This is a genomic window from Mucilaginibacter sp. McL0603 (assembly GCF_049992945.1).
Lineage (GTDB): Bacteria > Bacteroidota > Bacteroidia > Sphingobacteriales > Sphingobacteriaceae > Mucilaginibacter.
Genome location: NZ_CP188251.1, coordinates 3,629,928 through 3,656,719 on the forward strand (window position 1 = coordinate 3,629,928; position 26,792 = coordinate 3,656,719).

Genomic DNA, 26,792 nt, shown 5'->3' on the forward strand with positions numbered 1-26,792 from the left:
GTTACGTTTTACAGCTAATCCGAAAATTTGAGTTTTGTTTGCGTAACCGCATTAGGCACATGAATTTTAAAAATACTTATTTAAAAATATTTATTCTAACACTGTTTCTTATACCGTCATTAATAACACTTGCTCAAGAAACCAAGGTAAGTGGTGTAGTGACGGATACTAAAACCAAACAAACACTTCCTTTTGTAAATATATTTGCAGCCGATAGCTCAGTACATGTAACTGCGGACAATGATGGCAAGTACGTTCTGGAATCTAAAAAACCTTTTAGCCAGATAAAAGTATCTTACGTAGGCTATAAGCCCATTACCCTAAATGTGGTTCCGGGTCAGGAACAGGTTATTAATATACACCTTGTACCGTCAACGCAACAACTTAGCGGGGTTGTTATCAGCTCAGGTAAAAAAACAAGATACCGAAATAAAGATAATCCGGCTGTGGAGTTGATCCGGCAGGTAATAGCGCACAGAGAACAAAATCGACCGGAAAGCTATGATTATGTGCAGAATAAAGAATATGATAAAATGATGTTCTCGCTGCTTAATGTTTCCCCGACTATAGCAGACAAAAAGTTTTTCAAAAAATATAAATTCCTGCTGGAGAATCGTGATAGTACTACTATTCCAGGCAAAAATTTATTACCCATCTATCTCGATGAAAAATTAAGTCAAAATTATTACCGTAAATCACCTGAAAAAAAGAAATCAATTTTATTGGGCGAAAAGAGCGTGAATTTTGGAAGTTATATCGATAATGAGGGTCTTGGACAATACTTTAAACACATGTACTATGAGGTTGATATTTATAAAAACAATATCTTCCTGATGACCAATGAGTTTCTGAGCCCTATATGTAATTCTGCCCCTACTTTTTATAAATTTTTCATCACAGATACCATAGTGGTCAATAATGCGAAAGTTGTTGAGTTAAGCTTTACACCACGCAATACCACCGATATGCTTTTTGAGGGGAAGATATATGTTACACTGGATGGTCATTACGCGGTGCAACATGTGGAGCTTACTGTAAATAAAAATATCAACCTGAATTTTGTAAAATCATTGCATGTTGATCAGGATTTTGAACAAAACCCAGACCAGAGATACCATTTAAGTAAAAGCAATACAATTGTTGATTTTGGGTTTAATAAAAATGGCAAAGGTGGCTTGTTAGGTATACGGACTATTACATACAAAGATTACATTGTAAACAAAGCCTTGCCGGACACTACTTTTGACGGCCCGGCCCAGGTAATAACTGATGATGCTACCAGAAGAAGTAAAGATTTCTGGTCAAAAAATCGCCTGGATACACTTACTACTGCTGAATCAAAGGTATACCATAATATAGATACGCTACAATCCATGCCGTCTTATAAACGTACTATGGATATATTAACGCTTTTACTGGCTGGCTACAAGGGATTTGGCTGGTTTGAGGTTGGTCCTTCAAATACTTTTTACAGCTTTAACCCAGTTGAAGGTTTAAAACTAAGGCTTGGAGGACGGACTACTCCTGAATTAAGTAAACGTTATTACTTTGAAACATATTTAGCGTATGGATTTAAAGACGAAAAGTGGAAAGGCTTTTTAAGCGCTACCTATTCTCTTAATGATAAATCTGTATATAAATTCCCTCAGGACTACATAAGGGTAAGTTACCAGAATGATACTAAGATACCGGGGCTGGCATTGCAATTCGTGGAGGAAGATAATTTTTTACTGTCGTTTAAGCGAGGTGAAAATGACAAATACTTATATAATATTTTTTATAAGGCAGATTATGTTCATGAATATGAGAGCCATTTTTCATATAGTTTAGGATTAAGAAGATGGACACAATCACCTGCCGGTTCATTATCCTTTACTAACGAGGTAAACGGAGAACCTAATAATGTAAACAGCTTAACTACTGCTGAAGTTACTGCCCAGTTAAGATATGCCCCTAATGAGCAATTTTACCAGGGGAAGATTTATCGTACTGATATCCCAAATAAATACCCGATTTTTACTTTGGATTTCACTCAGGGTCTAAAAAATGTATTTGATGGAGAATATAATTATCAAAATCTTCATTTCGAGATCGATAAACGCTTTTATTTTTCACAGTTAGGTTATGCTGATGTTACAGGCGAAGTTGGGCATGTTTTCGGGCAAGTTCCATATCCTTTACTTTCAATACCACGAGCCAACCAAACATACGCTTATGATCTTTACTCATACAACCTGATGAACTTTCTGGAATTTGTTAATGACCACTATGAAAGCATCTTTATCGATCAGCATTTTAATGGTTTTTTCTTCAATAAAGTTCCCTTATTAAAGAAATTAAAATGGCGTGAGACATTTTCATTTAAGGCATTATGGGGTGGGCTTAGTAATGAGAATAATCCATCATTACATCCATCATTATATCAATTACCAACTGATGAAAACGGTAAACCTACTACTTTTGCAATGAGTAAAACCCCTTATATTGAAGGCAGTGTTGGTATTGAAAACATTTTTAAATTTGTAAGGGTTGATTTAGTTAGGCGCTTTGATTATTTAGATCAACCTGAGGTAGCTAAATGGGGTATCCGGGCAAGAGTTCTCTTTACCTTTTAATCAGTATTTATTTAAAGTTATTGCAGCTATGGCACACCAAACATCATTACGTACCAATCTTCAATTAGGAATATACAGAGTTATAGACCCTTTTGTTAAGATACTGATAAAATTAGGCCTCACTCCCAATATAGTCACTTCAATTGGATTTGTGCTGAACGTTGGGGTTGCTGTAATATTCATTATCGGTGCCGAAGAAGGTAACCGTGGCGATCTTACATATGTTGGATGGGCTGGGGCGTTAATTCTTTTCGCCGGTTTATTTGATATGCTCGACGGACAAGTGGCAAGACTTGGAAATATGAAATCAACATTCGGTGCTCTATATGATTCGGTACTTGACCGCTATAGTGAATTGATTATGTTTTTGGGCATTTGCTATTACCTGGTTGCACATCACTATTTTTTAAGTTCGATATTTGCCTTTATTGCGCTGATCGGCTCCATGATGGTTAGTTATGTGCGCGCCCGTGCCGAAGGGCTTGGCGTGGAGCTTAGAGGTGGTTTAATGCAGCGCCCTGAAAGGGTGATTACACTCGGACTATTTGCTATGCTATGCGGCGTTACCTCGTTATATATTGGTGGTAATTACAAATTGTATATACCTGGTATCAGATTCCATATATTCGAAACCATGTCCATATTTACTTTTCCAATAGTAGCACTTGCAATTTTAACTAATGCAACAGCTTTCAGGCGCCTAATGGATGCAAAAAAGGCTCTTGAAAAGAAAGATCAATAACAATACAATACTCAATTTTTAATGCGAATACTTTTTTTACTATTTTTTTCTTTGACAACATTAGCATACGGTGCTGATAAAACTATAGGTTCTGGTGCTGATTTGGTTTATCCTGTTCCCCCTTTAAATAGCCAAAGACTATTTTATTTACAGCGTACTCCCAATGTCAATACTATAGTATATGATCTTAACCTGACTAATGACGGCAAGTTAAATGTTGATGAACCCGTAAAAGCTTACTGGATAAGATATGCTGAAAATGGACAGAAACAGGATTTAAACTATATTCAACGTAAATTTGCATATGGTTTAACTTCTAAAGCGCTTGATAACGGTAATTATGATATCAGATTTGTGTCATACAAAAAATTTCCTCTTACGTTAATGAAGGCAGGAGACGGAAAATATCATATATTCGCATTAATAGCGCAAAAACAGGTTATGCTTAACCGTATCTTTGTAAAAATTGACGGTGGTTCCTTCTGGCTTCCGAATGTTACTTATGTGGAAGTTAAAGGTTCTGATCCGGTAACAGGCAGAGAAATTGTTGAACGTTTTAAACCCTGAAGTGATGAAAAAGAAATATGTTTCAAATTCACAGGAATCTGTGAGAATGTTTAAAAATGACTTGCTAGAAAAATTATCAAAGGTTCATTTTTTAGTTCCGGTATTTATTTTTATGCCGGTTATAGCGTATTGCATTTACAGGACCTTTTTCGTAGTAGAAATGCAGGTTCTTACTTTTATAGGATTATTTATTGCCGCACTATTTGTGTGGTCATTTGTTGAATACATTATGCATCGTTTTGTATTCCACTACGCTCCGCCAGATAAACCATGGGCACAAAGGCTGCATTTTATATTCCACGGCGTTCATCATGATTATCCGAGTGATGCAAAGCGTTTAGTATTACCTCCTTCTGTAAGTATTCCACTGGCAACAGGTTTTTTCTTTTTGTTTAATGCAATTTTGCCTGTTAATTATATATGGGGATTCTTTCCCGGATTTATTTTGGGTTACCTGTTTTATGATGAATCGCATTATGCCATACATCATTTCAACTTTAAGGGCAACATCTGGAAGAAAATAAAACAGCATCATATGCTGCATCACTATCAGGACCCCGATAAAGGATATGGCGTAAGCTCACCATTTTGGGATAAGATATTCCGTTCAGATTTCATCAAAAAATAGCATGGGTAATGATGAGGTTCATGGCAGTACAGTTACTTTCCGTTCTGTAGCTGTTGTTTCAATTATCTCATTTGCTTATTTGCTTTTTTCCGCATTCCTGGTAGACTTTAAGATCGACCAGGTGATATTGGTATTGATCTTTAATTGCGCATTTTACCTATCAGCTATCACCCGCAAATTCATACTTGGGTTTTCCATCTTCATTGTTTACTGGGTTATTTTTGATTACATGAAGGCTTTTCCTAATTATAATTATAACACAGTACACATTGAAGATCTCTATAATTTTGAAAAGCACCTTTTTGGTATCCATATTCAAAATAAATTGCTTACTCCTAATGAATATTGGCGAATAAATGGTTTTACTTTCCTGGATATCATGACCGGCATTTTTTATTTGTGCTGGATACCTGTACCCCTCGCCTTTGCAGCTTATCTATTCTTCAAAAACAGAAGACAGTTTCTGTTATTTTCTATGACGTTTGTTTTGGTGAACTTTATAGGCTTTGTTATATATTATCTTTACCCTGCGGCACCACCCTGGTATGTGCAATATCATGGTTTTGTTTTTCAGCCTTTAAAAACAGGCAATACTGCCGGCTTGGTAAAATTTGATAATTATTTTCACACTGGCATCTTTAAATCAATCTATGCTAAAGGTTCCAATGTATTTGCAGCCATGCCATCGTTGCATTCTTCCTACCCTGTTATCGTTGTATATTATGCGATAAAGAACAGACTCGGCCTGATGAATATATTTTTCTTTACTGTAATGTTTGGAATATGGTTCTCAGCAGTTTATTTGAGCCATCATTATGTGTTAGATGTACTCGCTGGAATAATATGTGCTACCATTGGTATTACTTTATTCAACCTGCTTTTAAAAACCGGGTGGCTTAGTCGGTTTATTAATAACTACGAAGCCCTTGTAAGGTAGAACCTTGAGAAATCCATTGTACTAATTACAGTACTTTGTACCCTATTAGTTACAGTATTACTTGTCAAAAAGCACCTTTACAACATCCTTAAAGCTATAAATTCAGAAATATGCTAATACAGGCATAGGATTTGATAATACTTATTGTCAATCTTATTTGCATGTTTACATTTTTCACAAAAAGACTTCTTTTACTCATTTTTTTCCTGCTATGTTTTCGTGCGTCTTTTGCGATGATAAATAAGATCGATACTTTAGAATTAAAGGAACAGCAAAAAGCCAGAATATCAACAGTAGATAGCCTTAAGCAGGAACTTGATGCAATCGTTGATGATTCTCTTAAAGCTCCCATCTACACACAAATAGCATCCGAATATATAAAATACGATACTGTTCGTAATAAAAAGCAGCGGCATGTTTATCAGAACCTGGCTATAAGTAATACAATGTCTGCTATACATTACTATTCAAAATATGACGATACAACGGGTTTACGTGTAAGTTTTGATATGTTAACTAAAGTATATCATGCCCAGCATAAATACACTCAGGCAAAATGGTTCATTTTACAATCTAATACACTTTCACGGGCAAAGAATGATAATCCAAATATTATCTCCTCATTGATTGAATTATCATCTATCAAGTCTGATATTAAAGACTATAAACTTGCTATCCGCGATCTGAATGAGGCGTTAACGATCTCCACTAAAAATCACTATCCCAAACAGGAATCACAAGTACAGCTACATTATGCTTTGTTATATAATGTAATGAAGGATTACACAAAGGCTACCATCGCCCTAAAAAGGCATAATGCTATTGATGATAGTATAAAAAGAGACGAGGAAGCCAAGATGATGGCAAAACTTAATATGAAAGACTCGTTGCAGTTGATGAAAAAAAAACTTTATATAATAGGCAACAAGAAATCTTACAAAATCAGCTCTTCAAAAAGAATAGCGTCATTATAGTTCTTATTCTGGCGCTTGCCTTAATTACCACCAGTATATTTTTTCTTTACAAGCGCAAACGACGTGATTTTTGGCGATTGAGAGTGAAACATAAGCACCAGATTGATTAGCAATAATTTTATAGCAGGATATACAATAATTTAAACCTAGTGGTTGTTTATATGTCTATTGATTATGAATAGCTTGTTTTTTAGAGGGGTAATAACATTGATTTTTTTGACATGCATCTCTGCTACACCTCATCCTATCAATAATGGCCATTTCAAACAGGAGTTTCTAACCCGTATTAATCAGATACGCCAAAAAGGATGCAATTGTGGTCACACGTTTATGCCTCCTGCCCCTCCTATTACCTGGAACGATCAATTAGAAGATGCAGCACGCGGACATGCATTGGATATGTCTGAACGAAAATACTTTAGTCATACCAGCAAGAATGGCCAGAGTATGTCAGATCGTGTTATTGATGCAGGCTATTATTTTAAAGGCTATAAAAGCTTTACTGTAGGAGAAAATATCGCGCTAGGACAAATGAGTATTGCCGAAGTAATGAATGGCTGGCTACACAGCGAAGGACATTGCCATAACTTAATGAATCCGGCATTTAAGGAAGTTGGTATCGCTGAAATAGATCACTACTGGGTACAGGATTTTGGTGGCAGGGAAGCATTTTCACCAAAAGAACAGGAAATGATAAAAAGTGGCAGGTATAAGTTGATACAAAAGAAGGCTACTTCGGGACACTAATTCATCCATCCCATTAATTTCATAACCCTAACAAACTCGTCCTGAATAGATGCTTCGAGAACAATTTTATTTGAGGTTACGGGATGAATAAATGTTAACGATTGAGCATGCAACAGCATTGTATCCATTTCCCATTTTTCTTTAAACAACTTGTTTTGTTTGTTACAGCCATGCGTCCTGTCGCCAATGATAGGATGAAAAATATGTGCAAAATGTTTTCTTAATTGATGCATTCTTCCGGTAGCCGGTGTGGCTTCAATCAAAGAATATCGCGATGTGGGGTGCTTTCCAAAAGGAACATCTAACTCGGCTCGGTTCAAAGTTTTATAAGTGGTAAACGCATCCTGTAATGTGCCATTTTCCTTTCTTAAGGGATAATCAATATTGCCATTCTCTTCCGTGTGTCCGCGCACAATTGCTAAATAGGTCTTTTTTACTTTATTTTCAGCAAACTGTTTTTGCATTTCTATTTCAGTACTTTTATCAAATGCAAACAGCAATACACCACTTGTTTTTCTATCCAGCCGGTGTACGGGGTTTACCTTCTGCCCTATTTGATCGCGCAATAACTGTAAAGCAAACTCTTCAACATCAGCTGCAATGGCCGACCGATGTACCAGCAAACCATGCGGCTTATTTATAGCGATCAAATACTCATCCCTGAATAAAATGTCCAGCATTTATTGATCCTGCTTTTTTTGAACCGGCTTTTTCTCCATCGGTCCGCGTTTGTAAATGATCAAACCGTTTAAAAAATTGCGTAATAACTGATCACCGCAAGGTTTAAAATTCGGATGCTCTTTATCGCGAAAAATAGCGCCCAATTCTGTTTTAGTCGTATTGAAATTAACCAGGCTACAAATGTGAACAATATCATCATCCCGCAGCTGTAGTGCCACACGCAGCTTTTTCATTATATCGTTATTGCTCATAAGCTTATATTTTATCGTGCAATTTCTATTTTCACTTTTTTGTTTTTGATCTTTTCATTCCTGATAAGATCAACTGCTTTTACTATTTTTTTCTTGTCAACAGCTACATAGGATGAATAGTCTAACACCTCTATCAACCCTAATTCATCCTTATTTAGTTTGCCTTTTTGGAGCAACAGGCCAACAATATCTACTTTATTGACCTTATCCTTTTTACCGGCAGCAATATACAAAGTGGCCCACTTAGTTGGCTTTGGAAGTACCAATTTTTCAGGTAGCTTTTCAATTTCTGGCATCTTGTCCAAAAAATCTGGATGCTGGTCTGGGTTAAGCAATAAATAAGCCGTTCCATCAGCGTGCATGCGAGCGGTACGGCCATTCCGGTGCAAAAAAGCTTCTTTAGTATGAGGCAACTGATAGTGAATAATATATTCTATTTCCGGTATATCCAGCCCACGCGAAGCGAGGTCGGTAGTGACTAGTATCTGACTACTCCCATTCCTGAATTTTATTAAGGCCTTTTCCCTATCAGGTTGCTCCATTCCGCCATGAAAAACATCATGTATCACCCCCTCTTTCAAATAGCAGGTCACTGATACGTTCCACAGCCTCGCGGTGATTACAGAATACCAGTGTCGCTTTATTCCCGATTTTACAGATAAGCGCAAATAAGGCATCCAGCCGGTCTGCAGCCTCTGATACTACCGCCTTAAGTTTTAATCCCGAAGCACTGGTATCTTTTCGCAAAAAATTAAGTTCAGCCGGATTATTTAACCCTGTAAAATCCGGAATCACATCCATTTTTGTGGCCGATGTTAATATCCGCTTTTTTAAACCAGGTAATTGTCCGATAATATAATCCATATCTTCCCGGAAACCAAACTCCAGCGCTTTGTCAAACTCATCAAGCACCAGGGTGTGTATTTTATCCGTTTTAAAAGTTTCTCTTCGCAAATGCCAGGCTATCCGGCCAGGAGTTCCTATTAAAACAGCAGGGGGTTGAGACAAGTTATTCTTTTCCACTTTCGTATCATGTCCGCCATAGCAGCAATTTACTTTAAACCCACTACCTATTGCTCTGAACACCTGTTCAATTTGCAAAGCAAGTTCACGGGACGGAACCAATATAAGTGCTTGTACGCCTTGTGTTTCTTCATTTAAAAGTCTTAACACAGGAAGTAAAAAACCTAACGTTTTGCCTGAGCCTGTTGGCGAAAGCAGTATCATATCCTTTTCCTCAACCACGTTAAGGGACGCATGCTGCATTTCGTTCAGTTCATGGATCTTTAGATTTTCAAGCGCTTTTTTAATCATTAGTTATTTTGTATGCTGCAAAGGTAGTTTTAAAAGTCAGAAGTCTTAAGTTATGAGTTTCAAGTCCCCAATAAGTCTAATTATAAACGATTTTCTCTCATACTGCCGACCTAAATTTCAAGACCTAAAAAAAGCCTACCTTTGCACGCAATTAATACATAAGCTTGTGTGGGCAGATAAATTAAAATTAAATAAACAATTGGTGCGTTCGGTAACCGAAGCCGGATATTTTACTCCTAAAGAGGTACAGTTAAAAACATTAACAAGGATCATCGGTGGCCAGGATATTATAGCTGTTTCACCAGAAGGCAGTGGCAAAACCACTGCATATTTACTTGGCGTATTAATGCGCTTAAAATATGGATTTGAAGAGGCTCCCAGAGCATTAATACTGGTTCCCAATAAAGATAAGGTGTTGGAAGTTATTGCCCAATTTGAGCTATTAAATAAAAATGCGAGCATTCGCGTGGTTGGTTTATACACTGAACCGTCCATACAGCCGCAAATGGACGCTTTAGCAGATGGTGCGGACATCGTAGTAGCTACTCCAGACAGAGCCCGTGCGATCTATTTAAAACTCGGCTTAAATTTGAATAAGATCATCATGTTTATAGTTGATGATGCGGCAGAAATAGTTAAGCAAGGCGCACAATTGCCTGTTGTCGAACTCGCTAATAGCATTATTAAATGCCAGCACCTGGTATTTACCGAAGTAATGCACGGCAAATTACAGCAAATGATAGATCCTTTTATGAATATGCCGGCTTTAATTGAAGTAGAAGAATTAGGCGAAGCTAAAGCAGAAATACATGAACAGGAATTATATCTTGTCCCAAATTTTAAGACCAAGCTAAATTTACTGGCTTTATTATTAAATAATACTGACCCTGATGCCAAAATTGCTGTATTTGTAAGCACGCGTTTAAATGCCGAAAAGGTATACAACCATCTTCGTTTGAGTTTCAAAAATGAGGTTGCCATATTAAGCCCCATGATGTTTGAATCAAAAGGTTTTGCATCAATAAACGAATTTATGGAGCAAGAGGAGGCGAGGATTTTAATCATCGCTAATGAATTAACTGGATCACATGATCTTACAGACATATCATCTCTTATTCATTTTGAAATACCAGAAGACACAGAAAAATTTGTACAGCGAATGATCAGGGATAAAGTTAATACAGAGAAAGTATCCTCTGTAATCCTTGCGACCGATTTGGAACTGATTTTGGTGAAGAAAATTGAACAAACTGTTGGTCAAAAGGTCGAACAAAATAACCTGCCTGATAGCTTGAATATAATTACCGAACAAAAGGATAAAAAGAAAGTTAAATCAGAAAAGGCAGCAAAAAATGATGTTCCTGAACGTGGTGAAGCTTTTCATGAAAAAAAGGCAAGCAATAAAAAGGATTATAATTACAGTGCCGGTACTAAGGCTAAAATGAATAACAAGAAAAAGCACTAAAATATGACTGAACCATTTGACCTTGAAATAAATGGCATTACTTATTCTGTATTCCCTGAAGGAGAAGAAATCTATGCCATCTTTAAAGAGGGTGTGGAATATGTTAAGATCCAAAAAGATACGGAAACACATTGGCTTAAACTGGATCAAGAAACCGAAATGCCACTTTTTGATAATGATGAAGAAGTGAATTTGATAGGCAGGGAAATTGAAAACTACAAAGAGTAATAAAATTGATACATAAATAGCAGTGTAACTATTCGGATTAATTGTTCGAAATGCTTAGTTTTATTATTAATAACCCTAACTAATCATCTCACAATTAAAACTATGACTGCTATAACCCAGGCTGACGATTCCCCGAAGATCCCTACCCGACTTTACTCCTTAGATGCCCTTCGTGGCTTTGACATGTTTTGGATAATGGGCGCCGAGGAAATATTCCACGCCTTAGCCGATGCAACCAAGTGGGGGCCTTTTATTGCCATATCCAACCAATTGACCCACCCCGCATGGAACGGTTTTCATTTATATGATCTTATATTTCCATTATTCCTGTTTATGGCTGGGGTATCAACTCCATTCTCAGTTGGACGCGAGCTGGAGAAAGGTAAGTCCCGGAACCAGTTAGTGCTGCGAGTAATAAAAAGGGCTCTCATTCTTGTCTTGTTAGGTCTTGTTATTAACAATGGTCTGAATATTAAACCAATTCACGAGATACGATTCGCTTCCGTTTTAGGACGTATCGGTATTGCTTATATGTTTGCCAATATCATTTATCTGTATTCAACTGAAAAGTTCCAGATATTCTGGTTCTGGTTTTTTATCATAGGCTATTGGTTACTACTGAAATTCACTTCAGCGCCAGGTTTTCCAGCAGGAGATTTGACTATGCAGGGCAACTTCGCTTCTTATATGGACAGAACCATTTTGCCTGGTAGGCTGTACCTCGGTGTGCATGATCCGGAGGGCTTGTTCTCTACTATCCCTGCTATAAGCACCGGTTTGTTAGGAATTCTTACAGGTATAACCCTAAAAAAGACCACACTTAGCCAGGGAACTAAAGTATTGAGATTGGCGATTGTTGGTGTTATCTTCCTAGTACTGGCTCAGATATGGAACGTGGATTTCCCGATCAATAAAAATCTCTGGACAAGCTCATTCGTACTAAATGTTGGTGGCCTGAGTCTTTTATTAATGGCTTGGTTTTATTACGTGATCGATGTACTTGGTTACCAAAAATGGGCCTTCTTCTTTAAGGTGATCGGCATGAACTCCATTTTGATATATATATCCGGGAAATTCATCAATTGGGAATATACCACCAAGGGATTTTTCAATTGGTTATTATACTTTTTTAACGACCCCTATAAATTAGTTGTTGGCGCTATTTGTTATGTAATGATCAAATGGCTGTTCTTATATTTTATGTACAAAAAGAAAGTATTTTTACGGGTATGATCATTTAAAACAGGTTTATGCAAAGGAGAACTTTCATTCATTTGTCGGCTTATACTGCCATCGCGCTCACTCTGCCTATAATAGATGGATGTGGCTTAAACTCGACTGACAAAATATTGTCACAGCCATTGTTTTTCTCACGTTTGGTTGATTTTAAAACGATCACTGAAACGGGCTTGGCCTATCGTAAATTATTCCCGGTTGAGGATAATCAAGCGGCTCTTAACCAATTGCTTTTGGGAAATAATGCATCAAACGATAAGAAAATGATCCAAAAGCAGTTGGATGAGCAGGTTGAGCAGGATTTTAAAGCTGGGAAAACAGTAACGGCCAAAGGTTGGGTACTATCAGTAACAGAGGCTCGTCAATGTGCCTTATATTCCATTATAAACACCTAATATTATGCATATTGATGCGAGAACCCTGCCCGATCAAACTTTAATAGAAGGAGATATTTGTATTGTAGGTGCCGGTGCGGCAGGCATTAGCATGGCACTGGAGTGGATAAATACACCTTATAAAGTGATATTACTTGAAGGAGGAGGCTTTGAGTATGAATCTCAAATGCAGGACCTGTATAAAGGAAAAACCACAGGGCAACGGTATTATCCGCTGGAGTCGGCAAGGCTGCATTATTTTGGCGGAACAACGGGCCATTGGGCAGGCTTTTGCTCTCCTCTCGATCCTATAGATTTTGAAAAAAGAGATTGGGTACCCCACAGCGGCTGGCCCATCAAACGTGAAGACCTTAATCCGTTTTATGCAAGGGCTCATAAAAACCTGGATCTCGGACCATATGAGTATAATGACACTTACTGGCAGGAAAAAGATCCGACCCTCGATTCACTTCCATTTGACAAAGCTGCAGTATTTAATAAAATGTGGCAGTTTAGTCCACCTTCGCGCTTCGGTACTAAGTATAAGGATACAATAATCAAGGCATCCAATATTCATTTGTATACTTATGCCAATGTAACCAACATTACGTCCAATGAGCATATATCAGCAATAAAAGAAGTTACGGTTAAAAATTTTGCAGGTAAAACGCATACTGTAAGAGCTAAAAACTTTGTGATGGCATGTTGTGCCGTACAAAATGCCCGGATGTTATTAGCATCCAATAAACAATCATCAAAAGGGCTGGGTAATAACAATGACTTGGTTGGCCGTTATTTTATGGAACACCTGGAAATTAAGTCGGCTGAGTTATGGCTTGAACAATCAGAGTTGTTAAAATTATACGCCTGGGAGTTTGGTAAAACCAAAGCCCGGGCAGAATTAGCTATTAGTGCAGAAAAACAACGTGAATTTAAAATACTTAATGGAACCGCATCACTGACACCATTAGACATCGCCAGGAAACAACCAGCTTTTATTGATATCTGGTCGGCAGATACAGCCAAAACGAAAAAGGAAATGGCCAAATTTGATAAAGCCGAGAAAAAAGGCTATTCAGCAAAAGGGCATAGTTCTTATCAGCTTTTCACGCGTATAGAACAAGCCCCTAATCCCGATAGTCGCATTACATTAGATACAGAAACGGATGCATTGGGTGTACCTCGTGCTATGTTGCATTGGGAACTCACTCCTCTTGAAAAAAGAAGTATACGTACTATTTATGAATTAATCGGACAGCAATTAGGCATCGCTTCCAAAGGAAGGGTTCGTTTAATGGAATACCTGCAGGATGAACATGATAATACATGGCCCGAATTTACAGGCGGAGGCTGGCACCATATGGGTACTACACGGATGAGCGATGATCCTAAACAAGGGGTCGTTGATGCCAATTGCAAGGTTCATGGCATCAGCAATTTGTTTATTGCAGGATCAGCTTGCTACCCTACTGCAGGGGCACCAAATCCGACGCTAACTCTTGTTGCACTAACTTTAAGATTATCTGATCATATAAAAAAGATCGTTTAAGCATCTGCAATATCGTACACGACTACCTTTTCCCATAGGTGGCTGCAATTTTTGATAAATTCTAAGTGTACAGGGTGATTTTGATAAGCAGCCTGATCAGCGAGATTGCTAAAAAACATCAGTTCTGATACTGCCCAGCTTTTATCAACCACATCACGTTTCTCAGTATCAGCAACTACGCCTACACGTAGTTCACGTATCATTTCTATTTTCGATAATGTTTTTACACCTGCTACCAATTGGTCGCGGTCTTCTTTTGATCCCGGGTTTTTAAGCCAGAAAAATACATGATGAATTACTGGGTATTTGTTTTCCATAATATTTAATGGCATCGCTGCGGCAGCGGCTGTACCAACTGCCAGTGATGCTGTTGTTGCAATAAATTTTCTCCTGTTTGATGTATTCATAGCGGAAGTAATGAGGTCTTAAAATTAATGAAAACTGATATCAATTAATTAACAATTTGATCACAATATCTGTTTGTACGATAAATGTAACCTATTCTTTAAAAATTTGTAATTTTAAGCCATCTTATCAACACGCATTGGCAACAATAAATAATCAATAAAAGGTATATGAATACCATTCACAATACAAACATCGGAACAAAACAAAAAGCACTTGCCATTAACCTCGATCCAAAAATTTATGGCTCGTTCGCCGAAATTGGTGCTGGTCAGGATGTAGCTGCCAATTTCTTTAAGGCAGGTGCTTCATCTGGTACTATTGCCAAAACCATGTCGGCTTATGATATGGTTGTTTCTGATGCTATCTATGGCGCTCTTAAGGTTCGTCGATATGTAAGCGAACCCCGATTGATGGCAATGCTCGATCATGAGTATAGCCTGTTGATCGAACGTCTGGCTGTACAACGCGGTGATACAACAACTTTCTTTGCTTTTTCCGATACAGTCTCTGCTCTCAATTATCATAAAACCAACGAAGCACATGGCTGGATGGGGCTGCGTTTTCAGTTAGAGCCAAATGGAGAATTTAACGATGTAGTGCTTCATGTAAAGTTGCTGGATAATGATAATAATCTCCAGCAACAAGCAGTTGGAGTTTTAGGAGTAAACTTAATGTACGCTTGCTTCTATTATAGTGAACAGCCAACCGTTTTTTTGCTGTCGTTGATGGATGAATTGTCGAATGATCGTATTCAAATAGACATGATTCGTTTTGAAGGACCTGGTTTTAGTAAAGTGGATAACCGGCTAATGAGTTTACACCTTGTAAAATATGGTTTTTCAGACGCAGCTGTCTTCGGTCCGGATGGTGAAAATCTGCAGCCTTCTGAAGTTTTGTATAAAAAGCACATTGTGGTAATACGCGGGCGTTTTAGACCTATTATTAATGTGCATTTAGACATGCTCAACACAGGCGTTAAGCAATTTATGCAGGAACCTGATGTTGACAAAGAAAATGTTGTAGTTATTAGCGAACTTACGTTGCAATCCTTGAAAGAACGTAACGCCGACGAAACTGCAGAAATTGATGAGAAGGATTTTCTTGACCGTGTAGATATTCTTTGTTCGCTGGGGCAAACAGTGCTGATATCTAACTTTCATGAATATTATAAATTAGTAGCCTATTTGTCGAAGATAACCAGCTTGAAAATGGGTGTTGTCTTAGGGTATCCTAACCTGGAATATATTTTTGCCGAAGAACATTACAAGGACCTTCCGGGTGGGATTTTGGAGTCTTTTGCTACATTATTCAGCCGAAAGGTAAAATTGTTTATCTATCCTACTTTGCGCGATGGGGTGATTTGGAACTGTCTTAGGTTTCATCCGCCTTCTCACCTTATAGATCTATACCGTTACCTGATAGCCAATAACAAAATTGAGGACATCAGCCATTACAACGAAAACAACCTGCATGTGCAAACTGATAAGGTATTGGAACTTATAAAGCAAGGCGCAGATGGATGGGAAGAATATGTACCACCTGAAGTAGCTGCGATGATAAAAGACAGGTGTCTATTCGGTTTTCCGTGTGAAAATAATCCTGCTGAAAAAGATATAACCGCAACTGAAGCTATCCCGGAAACTGTGTTAGAAAGCGTTAAGAATTCAAAAACGCCCAAAATATAAAAGTCAAATCCGTATTTTATATTTCAATACAAATCTATTTTTAATTACGAAAAATAACAGCAAAAAACGTTATTGATTTTATCTTATTTACTATAGATATTACTTACACAAATAACTGACCTACAATACTATAAAATACAAAGAATAACACATATCTTAGGATATGAAAAAGAGAAAACTCATTGTAGAATGGGCAGTTCTATATTTTCTGCTTTTCCCGGTTAACCTTTTTGCGCAACAACAAAGCGATTCCCACAAAGAACGCGCTAATAAGGACACGCTTATTACGATCATCCATCGCCAGGATTCTATAATCCACACTTTCAAGGATATTCAGGATGAAATGCTCGCAGAGAAAGTATTCGAATCTTCCAAATCACGACTTATAGGTTGGATCACTTTTGGTGGAATTGCGGGCTTGAGTCTTATCCTGTTTGGCTTCTTCCAGGTAAAAACATATTTTAAAGACCTAAAAACGAATGCGCAACAAAAAATAAATGAAACCTCTCAGCAGTTACTGGACGAATTGAGGATCCAAATGAGTAAAACAATTACGGAACAGCTGAAAGTTGAACAAATTGCTGAACAAATAACTGAAAAAGGAAGTTCAGCCCTCGAGAAAATATTAACCGAAAATAAGACACATTTCGATTCTTTTGTGAATACCAAAAAAAAGGAAGTTGACAAATTGATCGAAGATCTCATCAGGCGTAAAAAAGAATCAGATGAAGTGTTGAGTCAGCCTTTGAGCGTTAATCAAAATTTGGGTGAAAAGAAAAAGGCAACCAAAATTCAGTCAGCATCCAGAGATTATAGTAGCCAGATGCTGCAAGTATTAAACCAGGGAGATGAAGGGAGTTCGGTAGGATTTGCTGTAGCTGCTTGCATTGAATACCAAATAGTCAAACATCTGGACAAAAAGATCAGGATCAGTCCCCGTTATATCTACAACTATTCGCGAAAGCTGAATAACATGTTAAAAACTGATTCTGGTACTTCCGTTAAAAGTGCCATTGACATCGCAACAAAATATGGAGCTGTTACAGAACAAGATTGGCCTTATAAAGCCGGAGAATATAACGTGGATCTACCTGAAAAATTGGAAAACGCAGATCATTATCAAATAAATAACTCATATCAGGCAAAAAGTGTTACTAAGATCACGGAAGTGATGGATGCCCATGGACCGGTCGTTATCGGAATAACCGTGTATGGGTCCTTTATGTCCAGCAAACCAGCCGAAACTGGAATTATACCTATGCCTACGGAAAAAGAATCAGTAGTGGGCGGCCATGCGGTATGCCTGGTAGGATATAACGGTCCCGAAAAAACCTTCAAATTCCGCAACTCCTGGGGAACAGGTTGGGGAGATAAAGGATATGGCCATTTATCATTTGAGTATATTGATAAGTTCAGCGCTGATGCCTGGGCATTCGAAGGAGTCAGCATTAAGAAACCTATCTGAATTGCCAATTGCCTCAAGATATCTTTATTCTTAACAATATCCCATGCAATTGCTGCATAAAGCTAACATTCAACCGCATTTCATCCATGTTTTGCTTTGAGGTTAATTCCTTCATTGGTGATTATACCAAGTCGAATGGCCTGGCCGACAGCGTCAGATAGCGCCTGTTTCATTTCCTCCGTGACCCTGACAAAACCAAATTGTTTGGCGACTAGCGGGACAGCTTCTTCCTCTGTAATAGAGATGGAGCCAGTGACCAATTGCCTGATGGCTTCATAAATCTCTTCGGGTGCAATAAGTGACAGTTTCCTATAGGCAGCAGGCAGCCTGCTGCGGTCTCGTACCACCGGCATTTGCATTTCTGGATCCCACAGAAATTCGCCCATTAGCTTCACATGCCCGGCTTGTTCAGTAGCATGGAGGGCCTGAGTCAATGTATAAGTAATGCGGGAACCGGCTTTCGAGAAACCAGCGGCCTCAACAATGCGCTTGACCATTTCGTCAAAATGAATCGGGCCTTCAACTTTCACAATCTCGGTGATCCATTCGCCTATCTGGTGAAAAGTGTACAAATGCAGCTCGGGATTCGTCCCGTCAATATGAATGTCGGCCAACTGGTATTCGGCGTTTTGAATACTGATCGGCTGCAGTTCCAGTCGAGTGATTTCCTTTTGGTAAAGTTCAGTTTCCCGGTCACTTGTTTCGGTAATGGTTTTGGCATATTCTATCGCGGCTACGAGTTTCTGAAGCTCCCGTTCGGGATTGCGGTACCAATCCGTGCTCCACAGGCGGTAGATATTCCAACCGAAGAGTTCCAGTATTTGGGTGCGCAGACGATCGCGATCCGTGGCGGAACGGGCGCTGGCGTATGCCTGTCCATCGCATTCAATACCAATGATATATCTCCCGGGGTTTTCCGGATCAACGACGGTCAGGTCCAAATAAAAACCGGCTGAACCGATCTTATTGCGGACAATGTAGCCTTTGGCGGTTAGCTGTGCTGTTACTTCTTCTTCAAATGGCCTGATCGCGTCAGGAATGAGGGCGTCAGGCTTTTCAAATCTGGAAAATTGTGCAAAATATAAAAAACTTTTCAGTGCCCGGATGCCAAACCTGGAAGCTTCTGTCACTTTAATATCTTCGGAGGTGATGTTTGTAAATACTTCGCATCGCATTTTTGCGCGGGTAATCAACACGTTTAAACGACGCTCACCGCCTTCGTTGTTCAGTGGACCGAAGCTCATTGGCACCTTACCGTCTACTACACGACCATAACCTATACTGATCATGATCACATCACGTTCGTCTCCCTGCACGTTTTCGAGATTCTTAATAAAAAATGGCTCGTGACTATGCCCGTTAAAAAAAGTTTCTGTTGCAGGATTAATCCGGCGTTGTGTTTCAAGCGCAACTTGTATGGCTTGCATCTGGGCGGAGCTGAAAGCAACCACACCTAAGGTTAAGCCTGGATTTTTGGTGGCATGTTCAATCACTGCTTTCGCAACGGCTTCAGCTTCCAAAGGATTGGTACGCGTTTTACCACGATCATAAATGGCCTCTGGCAGGTGATGGAAACGAAGACCGAGACTTTGACGTGAGCCTGGACTGGGGAAGATCACCAGCTTGTCTTCATAAAATTCATGATTAGACAAACTGATCAGCGATTCGTGGCGACTGCGGTAATGCCATTTGAGCATCCGGTTCGGGGCGCCCTGCCCATCGCACATGCCTAAAATACTTTGCATGTCGGCCGTGACGTTCTCTTCATCCTCGATCTCAGTGTTCAGCTTATCAAAGAAACTCGTAGGTGGTAACTGCCGGGTATCCCCTACTACTACCAATTGTTTACCGCGCGCAATGGCACCAATAGCGTCTACAGGTCTTACCTGACTGGCTTCATCAAAAATAACAATGTCAAAATCGATCACCCCGGGCGGCATAAAATTGGCGATGGACATAGGGCTCATCATCCATACTGGCTTAATTGCCTGCATCGCTTTTCCGGCTTCCTCTACCAACTTTCGTATAGGCATGTGCCGTCCTTTCTTATTGAACTCAGTTTTCAGAATATTTACTTGTCCACCGGCGTTTAGTCTTGGAAGGCCCTCCCAGTGTTTTAACGCAACCCTTGCACGGTTATAATGCAGGTTTAACTGGTCGAGTTTCTTAAATTTTTCGACCACTTCTTCATGGCTGGCGCGTTCGAATCGCGAGAGCGCCGGATTTAGAGCGAATGCTTGTTCTATCAGGCACTCATACCAGGTTTTCTGAAGGCTGACTTTGAGGAGTTCCGCTGCTTCGTCCCAATCCTCCGCGGCTTTGATCAAAAAAGCCAGGCCAGCATTTTCCGTCTGTGCAGCCAGATTGTTCCAATCGATAACACGCTGGAGTTCCGGGAAAGTATCGATCCAATTTTTCCATCGCGAGATCTGTTGCTCAAGCGACCCTCCATTTGTTTCAATCAACAATGCTTTTAAGCCCAGATCGGTTTGCAAACCAGCGTCTTTTGATTTTTGATTAAGCTCGTCTAACAACTTTCCGGCAACACTGGGGTTTTCATGTTTATCCAGGTAATTTAGAAGTATAGGATCATTAATTGTTGAAAGGTAGGCTACTGCCTGTGCTAAGGCATTCCAATTTGAACGTTGTTTAAGCCAACGTTTACCGAATAATCCAGACGCAAACAAATCTGATTGACTAAGTATCTTTTCTAGTCTTCGCGCTTCTGATATAGTATCTATTAATCTTAGTTTCCCTGCCGCATCGGCGGGCAACGTGATTTTCAAAAAAGAAGCAAGTTGCTGTTTGCTTTTGCGATAACCACCAATAGTACCGCGGTACCATTTATCTCCATAGGTAACAATGTTGCGCCGGATTTCCAGAATGTCCTGGGTCCAGGCCTCATCAATAAAAATATCTTTGTAATTGCGGTAAAGTTCTTCAAGTTCCTGACCGGCATCCAAAAGTTCTTTTATATCATTGGCTTTAGATTGCCAGGCAGGGTCTTTAACATTTAGTTCACTGAGGTCAGGTGCCTGTGAAGCTTTTGATAATCGCCCAGTTAAACTTTCTTTAAATCCGGTTTGGGCTTCTATGAAGTTTATATGCGTTTGTAAATCAACAGTCGAGTCATAGGCTGCGCCTAATTGCTGTAAAATCGCCTCACGCTCATGTGGCAGTAAGATCAATAGCTTGCTGCCCCAAAAAGATAAATCTGCGGGTCGACCTATATCTTTTAAACGAGCCTGTATACGGTCAGCCATCTCTTCGGCCAGTTTCATCTTTTCAGCATTCCATTCCTTGATATCTTCAATTACCAATTTCACCAATCGACGATTCTGCGTGGCTTTATCAATCTTTAAAAGAAAACCAATTACCTGCTGTGCACTTCGTCCGCTACCCGCGATCACTGAATTGACCGCGTTGCAGTACGCATTCAGTTCATCACGATACGGGGCCAGAAGCTGCATTTCAAGCTGTAGTTGTGCAAAAGCAGGCTTGCCTAATTCCAGTACGCGTTTGAGTTCAGCATGGAGATCCTTTTTATTAGATTTATGGCTGTGCAACTCCAGGCATGCCTCCCCCAACTGGATATTATCCAATCGGCGTTTTACTACTTCAAGCGCAGCCATTTTTTCCGCTACAAACAGTACTTTTTTGCCTTGCCCAATAGCATTGGCAATAATGTTGGTGATTGTCTGTGACTTACCGGTACCAGGGGGGCCCTGTATAACCAGGTTTCCGCCATCGTTCACTGCAAGCATAGCCATTACCTGCGAGCTATCGGCATCAACAACCCGCAAAAGTTCATTCGCTTTAGTATCGGCATCCAGATCATCCTCTTCTGCCATCACATCTTCATGAAAACCTGTTTCGAACAGAGAAACCAGGTTCGGGTGATCTTTCGGCCAATTGCTGGTTTCCAGATCATTGTATATCAAGAATTTACCAAAAGAAAAAAATCCAAGTTCAATCGCGTCTGCCTCTACTGACCAATTGCTGCTAATATGCGAACCAAGTTCTTTAAAGTAAGCAGGCATGTCAAATACTTCCGCTTCGGGTATATCAGGAATGTTGATATTGAAATCAGTTTTCATTTTAGCCTGCAGTGACAGGTTGGCGCCAATCTCACTGCCGGTATATCTTAACCTGAAACGCTCCTGAGCGCTGGATCTTTCCAAATTTACGGGGACCAATAATATTGGTGCCAGACGATCCTCTTCCCCATCGTTCCAGCGCAGCATTCCTAGTGCCAGGTACAAAATGTTGACACCCTGTTCCTCAATACTGGTACGAGCAAAGTAATAAGTATTCAGAAGGCGGCTTTGCAGCTTTTCTTCTTCTTCCCCGGTTTGCAATCGGGTGTCAGTGAAATTTTCAACGGTATCCTTATTGGCCAAAAAGGTCATAGCCTTACCCTGTCTGACTAAAATATCATAGATCGCTTCCGATTTTTCCCGAATGATGGTTAGTCCTTTCCCTTTTGGGCTTTTATAATTGAGTAAAGGGTTTCGTAGGCCCAGGTCCAGCAGTTCCTTTCGCGATGCCTCTAATTTGGCTTGTATTGATTCCTGCATAAAGAACCAAAGCTAATGATTATGTCTGCTTTTCAAAAGTGGTCAGGGCAATTTGTGGCCTTATTCCGATACAGATTTCAAACCGAAAAGTCAAAAGCTGCTTCCCATAAATAAAAAATCAATTTTCGACTTTATAAAACAATATTAAGTTGTATTGATTCAAAAATATAAAATAAGCAAGATTACCTTTTGCGAAAACTTATCAGTTAAAGCTTCAGCTAAATTTCCCAATTGATACTTGTTACAAGACACATGAATATAATATATAAGACAAACGCTGGTATATTAAATTTATATCTAAAATTGGATAATTTAAAGGTTTTTTTAACCGTCAGATAAGATTATCATTACGAATAAATATGACCTATAAAATAATATTTTTTTAAAACCATTATTTTATATTGCTTTGGAAAAATTTATCTGAAAACGAATCTGAATGAATAAAAGTGGAATTACCGTAGCATTATTAATTTCGACTTACAATTGGCCCGAAGCTCTTGAATTAGTATTTCAAAGTATCTTAAATCAAACAACATTGCCTGATGAAATATTGATCGCGGATGATGGCTCTACAGAGTCAACCAGAAAGCTGATAGAAAAGTATAGTAAGATAGTCAATATACCATTACATCATGCCTGGCAGGAGGATCTTGGGTTCAGAAAGGCGCGGGTATTAAATATGGCGGTCAAGCGATCTTCTGCCGATTACATAATAGAAATTGACGGCGATATACTATTACATCCAAAGTTTGTCGAGGACCATATTAGAAATGCCGAAGCAGGTATGTTTGTACAGGGAGCCAGAGCTGCAATTGGCTATGAGAAAACAACTAAAATTCTTAACGGCAGATCTAACATATTAAAGATAAATGCGTTTTCAAATGACATTAACAGCAGATTTAATGCCATCAGATTGCCTTTTTTATCGTTTTTAGTCACAGATAAAAAAAGCGGACACAGTAACATTAAGGCCTGCAACTTAGCATATTGGAGACGGGACTATATTGCTGTAAACGGTTATGACAATCAGTTTCAAGGCTGGGGATGGGAAGATAACGAATTTGCTGCGCGATTGATCAATGCAGGTATAAAGAAAAAACGTTTAAAACTGGCAGCTGTATGCTATCATCTTTATCATGAACATAATGCAAACTGGCAGGCAAAAGATAATGAAAAGAGGCACGAGAACACTGTGAAAAACAAAGTTATTTTTTGCGTTAATGGATTTGATCAACTATAATTCCTGATAAGAATATACACAAGAATAGAATACAATACCCATTTAGTTATTTTATAACTATTGAGGCGGTAAAAATGACTTTTCTTGAAACTTCCGTCATCATTAAAACGCATGCCCAGTGCATTAAATCGGCCCATTAATAAGTTATTAAGCAACAAGCCCCATTGGTATGAAAGCCTTAATAACACTAAATAAAATACAACTACTAGATTTAACCCGGCTTTTCTTTTTAGCGATTGTACAATGTTTGCTATAAATTCTATTACCAATATGCCGGCAAGAAATAATAGCAGGAAATACAGCGAAAGCTTTGACACAAAGACACTTACCAACAAGGCTATTAGTACAATAAATATAGTTTCGGTTGTATTTAAAAAGTCATAGTAAGTATAGTCGGTATCTTTTCTGAAAAGGAAACTGCTTCCCTTGCCATATCTGAATGACCGTTTAAAATTTGGTTTGCCGGCGTTCCACCAGGGATGCTCAACTTCTGCAAGTGGCAAACTGCGATAGTTTTTGAATTGGTTGCGTTCTCTTACTTTGAGGAAAAAATCTATATCTTCTGCGCCACCACTCTTCGGGAAAACTTTGTCAAACCTGATCTCACGAATGGCAGCCCTGTTAACGATTATATTAGCGGTTGCGCCCCATGCAAAAGATGATTTTCTTTCAGCAATGTTAAAAATATCAACAGAGCCGCTTGCTTTAATAGCTTTATCAAATAAGGCAGATGGATCTGTAAACTTTACTAAACCTATAAATCCTATTTCATCCGGGTAATTAGCAATCGCATCAACATACGTATTAAGCAGATCAGGTTTAACAGCTATGTCATCATCCAGAAATAAAATCCAATCCCCCTTTCCCTGGTCAATACCTGTGTTTCGGGTTAATGCAGCACCCATATTCTCCTGATTGATGGTCAGGAATATTTTTTTATTATCAACCAAGGCTAAGATCAATGGAGATATTTCGAGTTTTGGATTATCTGCAACTAAATAAAACTTTATGATAGCCGAGTCCGGAACGTTTAATTGCAATATGGGCAATATATATTTTTCTTCAAGGCGGAATGACGGAATAACAACATCTATACTTGTCGGCATTACTAATATTAATTTTTGCAACAAATTTGCACCATAATGTGCAATCCCGGAAAATTAAATAATATTTTTGGATTTCTATGAAGGCAATATTTACTGTTTGTTCTAATAACTACCTGGCAAAAGCTCATGTACTGAGTATCTCCCTACGCAAACATGAACCGGAAAGTCGTTTTTTTATATTCTTGTGTGATGAAAAGGATGAGCGGATAGACTATTCGGCCCTTGCCGATGAAGTAATCACTATCGGTAGCATAGAGCCCGGATTTTTACAACTGGTATTAAAATACAATATAGTCGAACTAAACACTAGTGTTAAGCCGCGGGTTTTTGAATATTTGATGCATGACCGTGGGTTTGATAAAGTAATCTATTTAGACCCGGATATTAAATCATACCATCCATTAACTGAGGTATTTAATGAACTAGAATCGCATTCTATAGTGCTAACCCCGCATATTTGTACCCCTATTGCACTTGACGGGAAAACACCCGGAGAAAACATGTTCAATAATTTTGGCATTTATAATTTGGGGTTTATTGGCTTGTCGTTAAAGCCCGAGGTGCGGGATTTTATTGCCTGGTGGAAAAATCATACCTACAAACAGTGCTATGTTGACATATACAATGGCATTTTTGTAGATCAGCTGCCTATTAATCACGCACCGATATTCTTTAAAAATGTTAAGGTTCTTACCAATATGGGGTTAAATATGGGGCCATGGAATCTGCACGAAAGATCGCTTGAGTATAAAAACGGAGAATACCTTGTAAATAAAAACCAACCATTGATCTTTTATCATTTCAGCTCCTTCAAGCCTGACAATATGGAATTGCCTTTACACTACTATAACCGTTACAAATTCTCAGACCGCCCCGATCTGCACCAGATCTATAATGAATATAACGAGGATCTGAAAAAGGCAAATGATGAATATTATAAAGAATTTCCATTCTATTACGCAAATGAGAAGGATGCTCATAAACGCGAAAAGAGAAAAGATAAATGGGCAAATAAAGCTAAAAAGTTCTTTGGCAAAAGCTAATCAAAGTCTGTTTCGCCCCTTCTTCTTTTCTTTAATTTCTTAAGCATAAACCTTATATAAACAATCCAGCCAAGATTCTTTTGGATAAGCGCTGCCTTCTCTTGTTTAAAGATAATATCTTCATTTAATGAAGAAAAGCCGGTCATGTCATAGCTCACGATTGTAAGCTCATGGTGCTCTCTTTTAAAGTCACTATCGCCCCATAATGCTAAATTCAAGGCGTAATCGGCAAAGACCTTATATTTAGTATCATAACTATATTTTTCGAAGGCTTTTGCCGGATAGATTATAGCCTGATGGTTAATGCAATATTTTGCCAGCCTGTATTTACTAAACTCACCGGTTAATATGGTAAATGATGGCTTATTTTCCGGATCATAATTTTCATGGGTGTTGCCGTAATATATCGTATTTGGGTCTTCTAATTTTGAAGCCAGCACGCTAAAATCTGGCAACAACCTATCATCAGATCCCATAAAATATAGCCAATCGCCCTTGGCCAATTTTATTCCTTTGTTTAATGCATCGTAAATGCCCTTGTCTTTTTCACTTACACAGGTAATGCTTCTGCCATTAAAGTTTTTTAATATTTCTAAGGTGTTATCTGTACTCACTCCATCGATGATTAAAATCTCAATGTTGTCATACGTCTGCTGATCAATTGAAGCAAGACACTCCCGTAATTGCTCACCTGCATTATAGGTTGCTATGATGATACTGATAAGCGTATTTCCCCTTTTTGGCCCTAAATTCATATAATTGCGGCTAATTTACAAAATGATACTATAAGATGACCTATATTGTACGATCTCCAATCCTGCTTTTAAATTTCAACCGCCCTGATCTCACGGCCCAGTTATTATAAAAAAGTATGAAAATCTAAGATTGCCCGGTTTTGATGACTGCCGGTTACTTCTTTAGGCGATCCCATCAATTAGTCAAGGCCAAGGCTTTAAAGAA

Annotated in this window: 24 protein-coding genes; 16 read left to right on the forward strand and 8 right to left on the reverse strand. The window is 38.7% G+C overall.

Annotated elements, in window-relative coordinates; translation table 11 throughout:
* Positions 1–59: 59 nt before the first annotated feature.
* The 7 genes from ACPPVU_RS16645 (at position 60) to ACPPVU_RS16675 (ending at position 7,210) form a co-directional block, all read left to right on the forward strand.
* Positions 60–2,615 (forward strand): DUF5686 family protein, encoded by a 2,556-nt coding sequence (locus tag ACPPVU_RS16645; protein ID WP_426667653.1) that lies wholly within the window; start codon positions 60–62, stop codon positions 2,613–2,615.
* A 28-nt stretch (positions 2,616–2,643) separates the two neighbouring features.
* Positions 2,644–3,357, forward strand: a complete 714-nt coding sequence (locus ACPPVU_RS16650; RefSeq protein WP_426667654.1) for a CDP-alcohol phosphatidyltransferase family protein — start codon at positions 2,644–2,646, stop codon at positions 3,355–3,357.
* Positions 3,358–3,408: 51 nt separating this feature from the next.
* Entirely contained in the window at positions 3,409–3,924 is a 516-nt protein-coding gene (locus ACPPVU_RS16655) for a DUF4833 domain-containing protein (RefSeq protein ID WP_426667655.1), read from the forward strand.
* Positions 3,925–3,928: 4 nt separating this feature from the next.
* Entirely contained in the window at positions 3,929–4,552 is a 624-nt protein-coding gene (locus ACPPVU_RS16660; RefSeq protein ID WP_426667656.1) for a sterol desaturase family protein, read from the forward strand.
* A 1-nt stretch (position 4,553) separates the two neighbouring features.
* Positions 4,554–5,489 (forward strand): phosphatase PAP2 family protein, encoded by a 936-nt coding sequence (locus tag ACPPVU_RS16665; protein ID WP_426667657.1) that lies wholly within the window; start codon positions 4,554–4,556, stop codon positions 5,487–5,489.
* 161 nt (positions 5,490–5,650) lie between these two features.
* Entirely contained in the window at positions 5,651–6,463 is an 813-nt protein-coding gene (locus ACPPVU_RS16670) for a hypothetical protein (RefSeq protein WP_426667658.1), read from the forward strand.
* Between the two features lie 216 nt (positions 6,464–6,679).
* Complete coding sequence (locus tag ACPPVU_RS16675; protein WP_426667659.1) at positions 6,680–7,210, forward strand: CAP domain-containing protein; 531 nt, start codon at positions 6,680–6,682, stop codon at positions 7,208–7,210.
* Here ACPPVU_RS16675 and ACPPVU_RS16680 read toward each other — a convergent pair.
* The 4 genes from ACPPVU_RS16680 to ACPPVU_RS16695 are packed head-to-tail and all read right to left on the reverse strand — an operon-like array spanning position 7,207 to position 9,456.
* On the reverse strand, positions 7,207–7,890 hold the full coding sequence (locus ACPPVU_RS16680; RefSeq protein ID WP_426667660.1) for a pseudouridine synthase: 684 nt from the start codon (positions 7,888–7,890) through the stop codon (positions 7,207–7,209). The two genes, ACPPVU_RS16675 and ACPPVU_RS16680, sit on opposite strands and share 4 nt — an antisense overlap.
* Complete coding sequence (locus tag ACPPVU_RS16685; protein ID WP_426667661.1) at positions 7,891–8,142, reverse strand: DUF1456 family protein; 252 nt, start codon at positions 8,140–8,142, stop codon at positions 7,891–7,893. It abuts the gene before it with no gap.
* 11 nt (positions 8,143–8,153) lie between these two features.
* Entirely contained in the window at positions 8,154–8,684 is a 531-nt protein-coding gene (locus ACPPVU_RS16690) for a DbpA RNA binding domain-containing protein (protein WP_426667662.1), read from the reverse strand.
* 16 nt (positions 8,685–8,700) lie between these two features.
* A complete protein-coding gene (locus ACPPVU_RS16695) occupies positions 8,701–9,456 on the reverse strand; it encodes a DEAD/DEAH box helicase (RefSeq protein WP_426667663.1) in 756 nt (251 codons plus the stop codon).
* 166 nt (positions 9,457–9,622) lie between these two features.
* Between ACPPVU_RS16695 and ACPPVU_RS16700 the strand changes: the two genes are divergently transcribed.
* The 5 genes from ACPPVU_RS16700 (at position 9,623) to ACPPVU_RS16720 (ending at position 14,308) form a co-directional block, all read left to right on the forward strand.
* The gene (locus ACPPVU_RS16700) at positions 9,623–10,921 is read left to right on the forward strand and encodes a DEAD/DEAH box helicase (protein ID WP_426667664.1); all 1,299 of its coding nucleotides are present in this window, start codon (positions 9,623–9,625) and stop codon (positions 10,919–10,921) included.
* A gap of 3 nt (positions 10,922–10,924) precedes the next feature.
* A complete protein-coding gene (locus ACPPVU_RS16705; protein WP_426667665.1) occupies positions 10,925–11,149 on the forward strand; it encodes a hypothetical protein in 225 nt (74 codons plus the stop codon).
* Positions 11,150–11,251: 102 nt separating this feature from the next.
* A complete protein-coding gene (locus tag ACPPVU_RS16710) occupies positions 11,252–12,382 on the forward strand; it encodes an acyltransferase family protein (RefSeq protein WP_426667666.1) in 1,131 nt (376 codons plus the stop codon).
* A 17-nt stretch (positions 12,383–12,399) separates the two neighbouring features.
* Positions 12,400–12,780, forward strand: a complete 381-nt coding sequence (locus ACPPVU_RS16715; protein ID WP_426667667.1) for a hypothetical protein — start codon at positions 12,400–12,402, stop codon at positions 12,778–12,780.
* A gap of 4 nt (positions 12,781–12,784) precedes the next feature.
* Positions 12,785–14,308: an FAD-dependent oxidoreductase gene (locus tag ACPPVU_RS16720; RefSeq protein WP_426667668.1), complete on the forward strand. Its 1,524-nt coding sequence runs from the start codon at positions 12,785–12,787 to the stop codon at positions 14,306–14,308.
* Here ACPPVU_RS16720 and ACPPVU_RS16725 read toward each other — a convergent pair.
* Entirely contained in the window at positions 14,305–14,715 is a 411-nt protein-coding gene (locus ACPPVU_RS16725) for a Dabb family protein (protein WP_426667669.1), read from the reverse strand. The two genes, ACPPVU_RS16720 and ACPPVU_RS16725, sit on opposite strands and share 4 nt — an antisense overlap.
* 168 nt (positions 14,716–14,883) lie before the next feature.
* On the opposite strand from ACPPVU_RS16725, the gene ACPPVU_RS16730 reads away from it, so the two are divergent.
* Complete coding sequence (locus tag ACPPVU_RS16730; protein ID WP_426667670.1) at positions 14,884–16,401, forward strand: TonB-dependent receptor; 1,518 nt, start codon at positions 14,884–14,886, stop codon at positions 16,399–16,401.
* A 163-nt stretch (positions 16,402–16,564) separates the two neighbouring features.
* Positions 16,565–17,866 carry a C1 family peptidase gene (locus ACPPVU_RS16735; RefSeq protein WP_426667671.1) on the forward strand — a complete coding sequence of 434 codons (1,302 nt, stop codon included), beginning with the start codon at positions 16,565–16,567 and terminating at the stop codon, positions 17,864–17,866.
* 80 nt (positions 17,867–17,946) lie between these two features.
* Here the strand turns inward: ACPPVU_RS16735 and ACPPVU_RS16740 are convergent, their stop codons facing one another.
* Complete coding sequence (locus tag ACPPVU_RS16740; protein WP_426667672.1) at positions 17,947–22,443, reverse strand: DUF3320 domain-containing protein; 4,497 nt, start codon at positions 22,441–22,443, stop codon at positions 17,947–17,949.
* A gap of 436 nt (positions 22,444–22,879) precedes the next feature.
* Between ACPPVU_RS16740 and ACPPVU_RS16745 the strand changes: the two genes are divergently transcribed.
* Positions 22,880–23,683 (forward strand): glycosyltransferase family 2 protein, encoded by an 804-nt coding sequence (locus ACPPVU_RS16745; RefSeq protein ID WP_426667673.1) that lies wholly within the window; start codon positions 22,880–22,882, stop codon positions 23,681–23,683.
* Here ACPPVU_RS16745 and ACPPVU_RS16750 read toward each other — a convergent pair.
* Positions 23,674–24,789: a glycosyltransferase family 2 protein gene (locus ACPPVU_RS16750; protein ID WP_426667674.1), complete on the reverse strand. Its 1,116-nt coding sequence runs from the start codon at positions 24,787–24,789 to the stop codon at positions 23,674–23,676. The genes ACPPVU_RS16745 and ACPPVU_RS16750 overlap by 10 nt on opposite strands.
* Before the next feature lie 77 nt (positions 24,790–24,866).
* Here ACPPVU_RS16750 and ACPPVU_RS16755 point away from each other — a divergent pair, with 77 nt between their 5' ends.
* Positions 24,867–25,832 carry a hypothetical protein gene (locus ACPPVU_RS16755; RefSeq protein WP_426667675.1) on the forward strand — a complete coding sequence of 322 codons (966 nt, stop codon included), beginning with the start codon at positions 24,867–24,869 and terminating at the stop codon, positions 25,830–25,832.
* Here the strand turns inward: ACPPVU_RS16755 and ACPPVU_RS16760 are convergent.
* Positions 25,829–26,587 (reverse strand): glycosyltransferase family 2 protein, encoded by a 759-nt coding sequence (locus tag ACPPVU_RS16760; RefSeq protein ID WP_426667676.1) that lies wholly within the window; start codon positions 26,585–26,587, stop codon positions 25,829–25,831. The two genes, ACPPVU_RS16755 and ACPPVU_RS16760, sit on opposite strands and share 4 nt — an antisense overlap.
* Positions 26,588–26,792 lie beyond the last annotated feature (205 nt).

Bases quoted from the DNA above. Each gene is read 5' to 3' on its own strand.
- ACPPVU_RS16710 (WP_426667666.1), top strand. From the start codon at position 11,252: ATGACTGCTATAACCCAGGCTGACGATTCCCCGAAGATCCCTACCCGA.
- ACPPVU_RS16705 (WP_426667665.1), top strand. From the start codon at position 10,925: ATGACTGAACCATTTGACCTTGAAATAAATGGCATTACTTATTCTGTA.
- ACPPVU_RS16730 (WP_426667670.1), top strand. From the start codon at position 14,884: ATGAATACCATTCACAATACAAACATCGGAACAAAACAAAAAGCACTT.
- ACPPVU_RS16695 (WP_426667663.1), bottom strand. From the start codon at position 9,456: ATGATTAAAAAAGCGCTTGAAAATCTAAAGATCCATGAACTGAACGAA.
- ACPPVU_RS16645 (WP_426667653.1), top strand. From the start codon at position 60: ATGAATTTTAAAAATACTTATTTAAAAATATTTATTCTAACACTGTTT.
- ACPPVU_RS16650 (WP_426667654.1), top strand. From the start codon at position 2,644: ATGGCACACCAAACATCATTACGTACCAATCTTCAATTAGGAATATAC.
- ACPPVU_RS16660 (WP_426667656.1), top strand. From the start codon at position 3,929: ATGAAAAAGAAATATGTTTCAAATTCACAGGAATCTGTGAGAATGTTT.
- ACPPVU_RS16755 (WP_426667675.1), top strand. From the start codon at position 24,867: ATGAAGGCAATATTTACTGTTTGTTCTAATAACTACCTGGCAAAAGCT.
- ACPPVU_RS16760 (WP_426667676.1), bottom strand. From the start codon at position 26,587: ATGAATTTAGGGCCAAAAAGGGGAAATACGCTTATCAGTATCATCATA.
- ACPPVU_RS16750 (WP_426667674.1), bottom strand. From the start codon at position 24,789: ATGCCGACAAGTATAGATGTTGTTATTCCGTCATTCCGCCTTGAAGAA.
- ACPPVU_RS16740 (WP_426667672.1), bottom strand. From the start codon at position 22,443: ATGCAGGAATCAATACAAGCCAAATTAGAGGCATCGCGAAAGGAACTG.
- ACPPVU_RS16670 (WP_426667658.1), top strand. From the start codon at position 5,651: ATGTTTACATTTTTCACAAAAAGACTTCTTTTACTCATTTTTTTCCTG.
- ACPPVU_RS16735 (WP_426667671.1), top strand. From the start codon at position 16,565: ATGAAAAAGAGAAAACTCATTGTAGAATGGGCAGTTCTATATTTTCTG.
- ACPPVU_RS16745 (WP_426667673.1), top strand. From the start codon at position 22,880: ATGAATAAAAGTGGAATTACCGTAGCATTATTAATTTCGACTTACAAT.
- ACPPVU_RS16690 (WP_426667662.1), bottom strand. From the start codon at position 8,684: ATGGAGCAACCTGATAGGGAAAAGGCCTTAATAAAATTCAGGAATGGG.
- ACPPVU_RS16715 (WP_426667667.1), top strand. From the start codon at position 12,400: ATGCAAAGGAGAACTTTCATTCATTTGTCGGCTTATACTGCCATCGCG.
- ACPPVU_RS16680 (WP_426667660.1), bottom strand. From the start codon at position 7,890: ATGCTGGACATTTTATTCAGGGATGAGTATTTGATCGCTATAAATAAG.
- ACPPVU_RS16720 (WP_426667668.1), top strand. From the start codon at position 12,785: ATGCATATTGATGCGAGAACCCTGCCCGATCAAACTTTAATAGAAGGA.
- ACPPVU_RS16665 (WP_426667657.1), top strand. From the start codon at position 4,554: ATGGGTAATGATGAGGTTCATGGCAGTACAGTTACTTTCCGTTCTGTA.
- ACPPVU_RS16725 (WP_426667669.1), bottom strand. From the start codon at position 14,715: ATGAATACATCAAACAGGAGAAAATTTATTGCAACAACAGCATCACTG.
- ACPPVU_RS16685 (WP_426667661.1), bottom strand. From the start codon at position 8,142: ATGAGCAATAACGATATAATGAAAAAGCTGCGTGTGGCACTACAGCTG.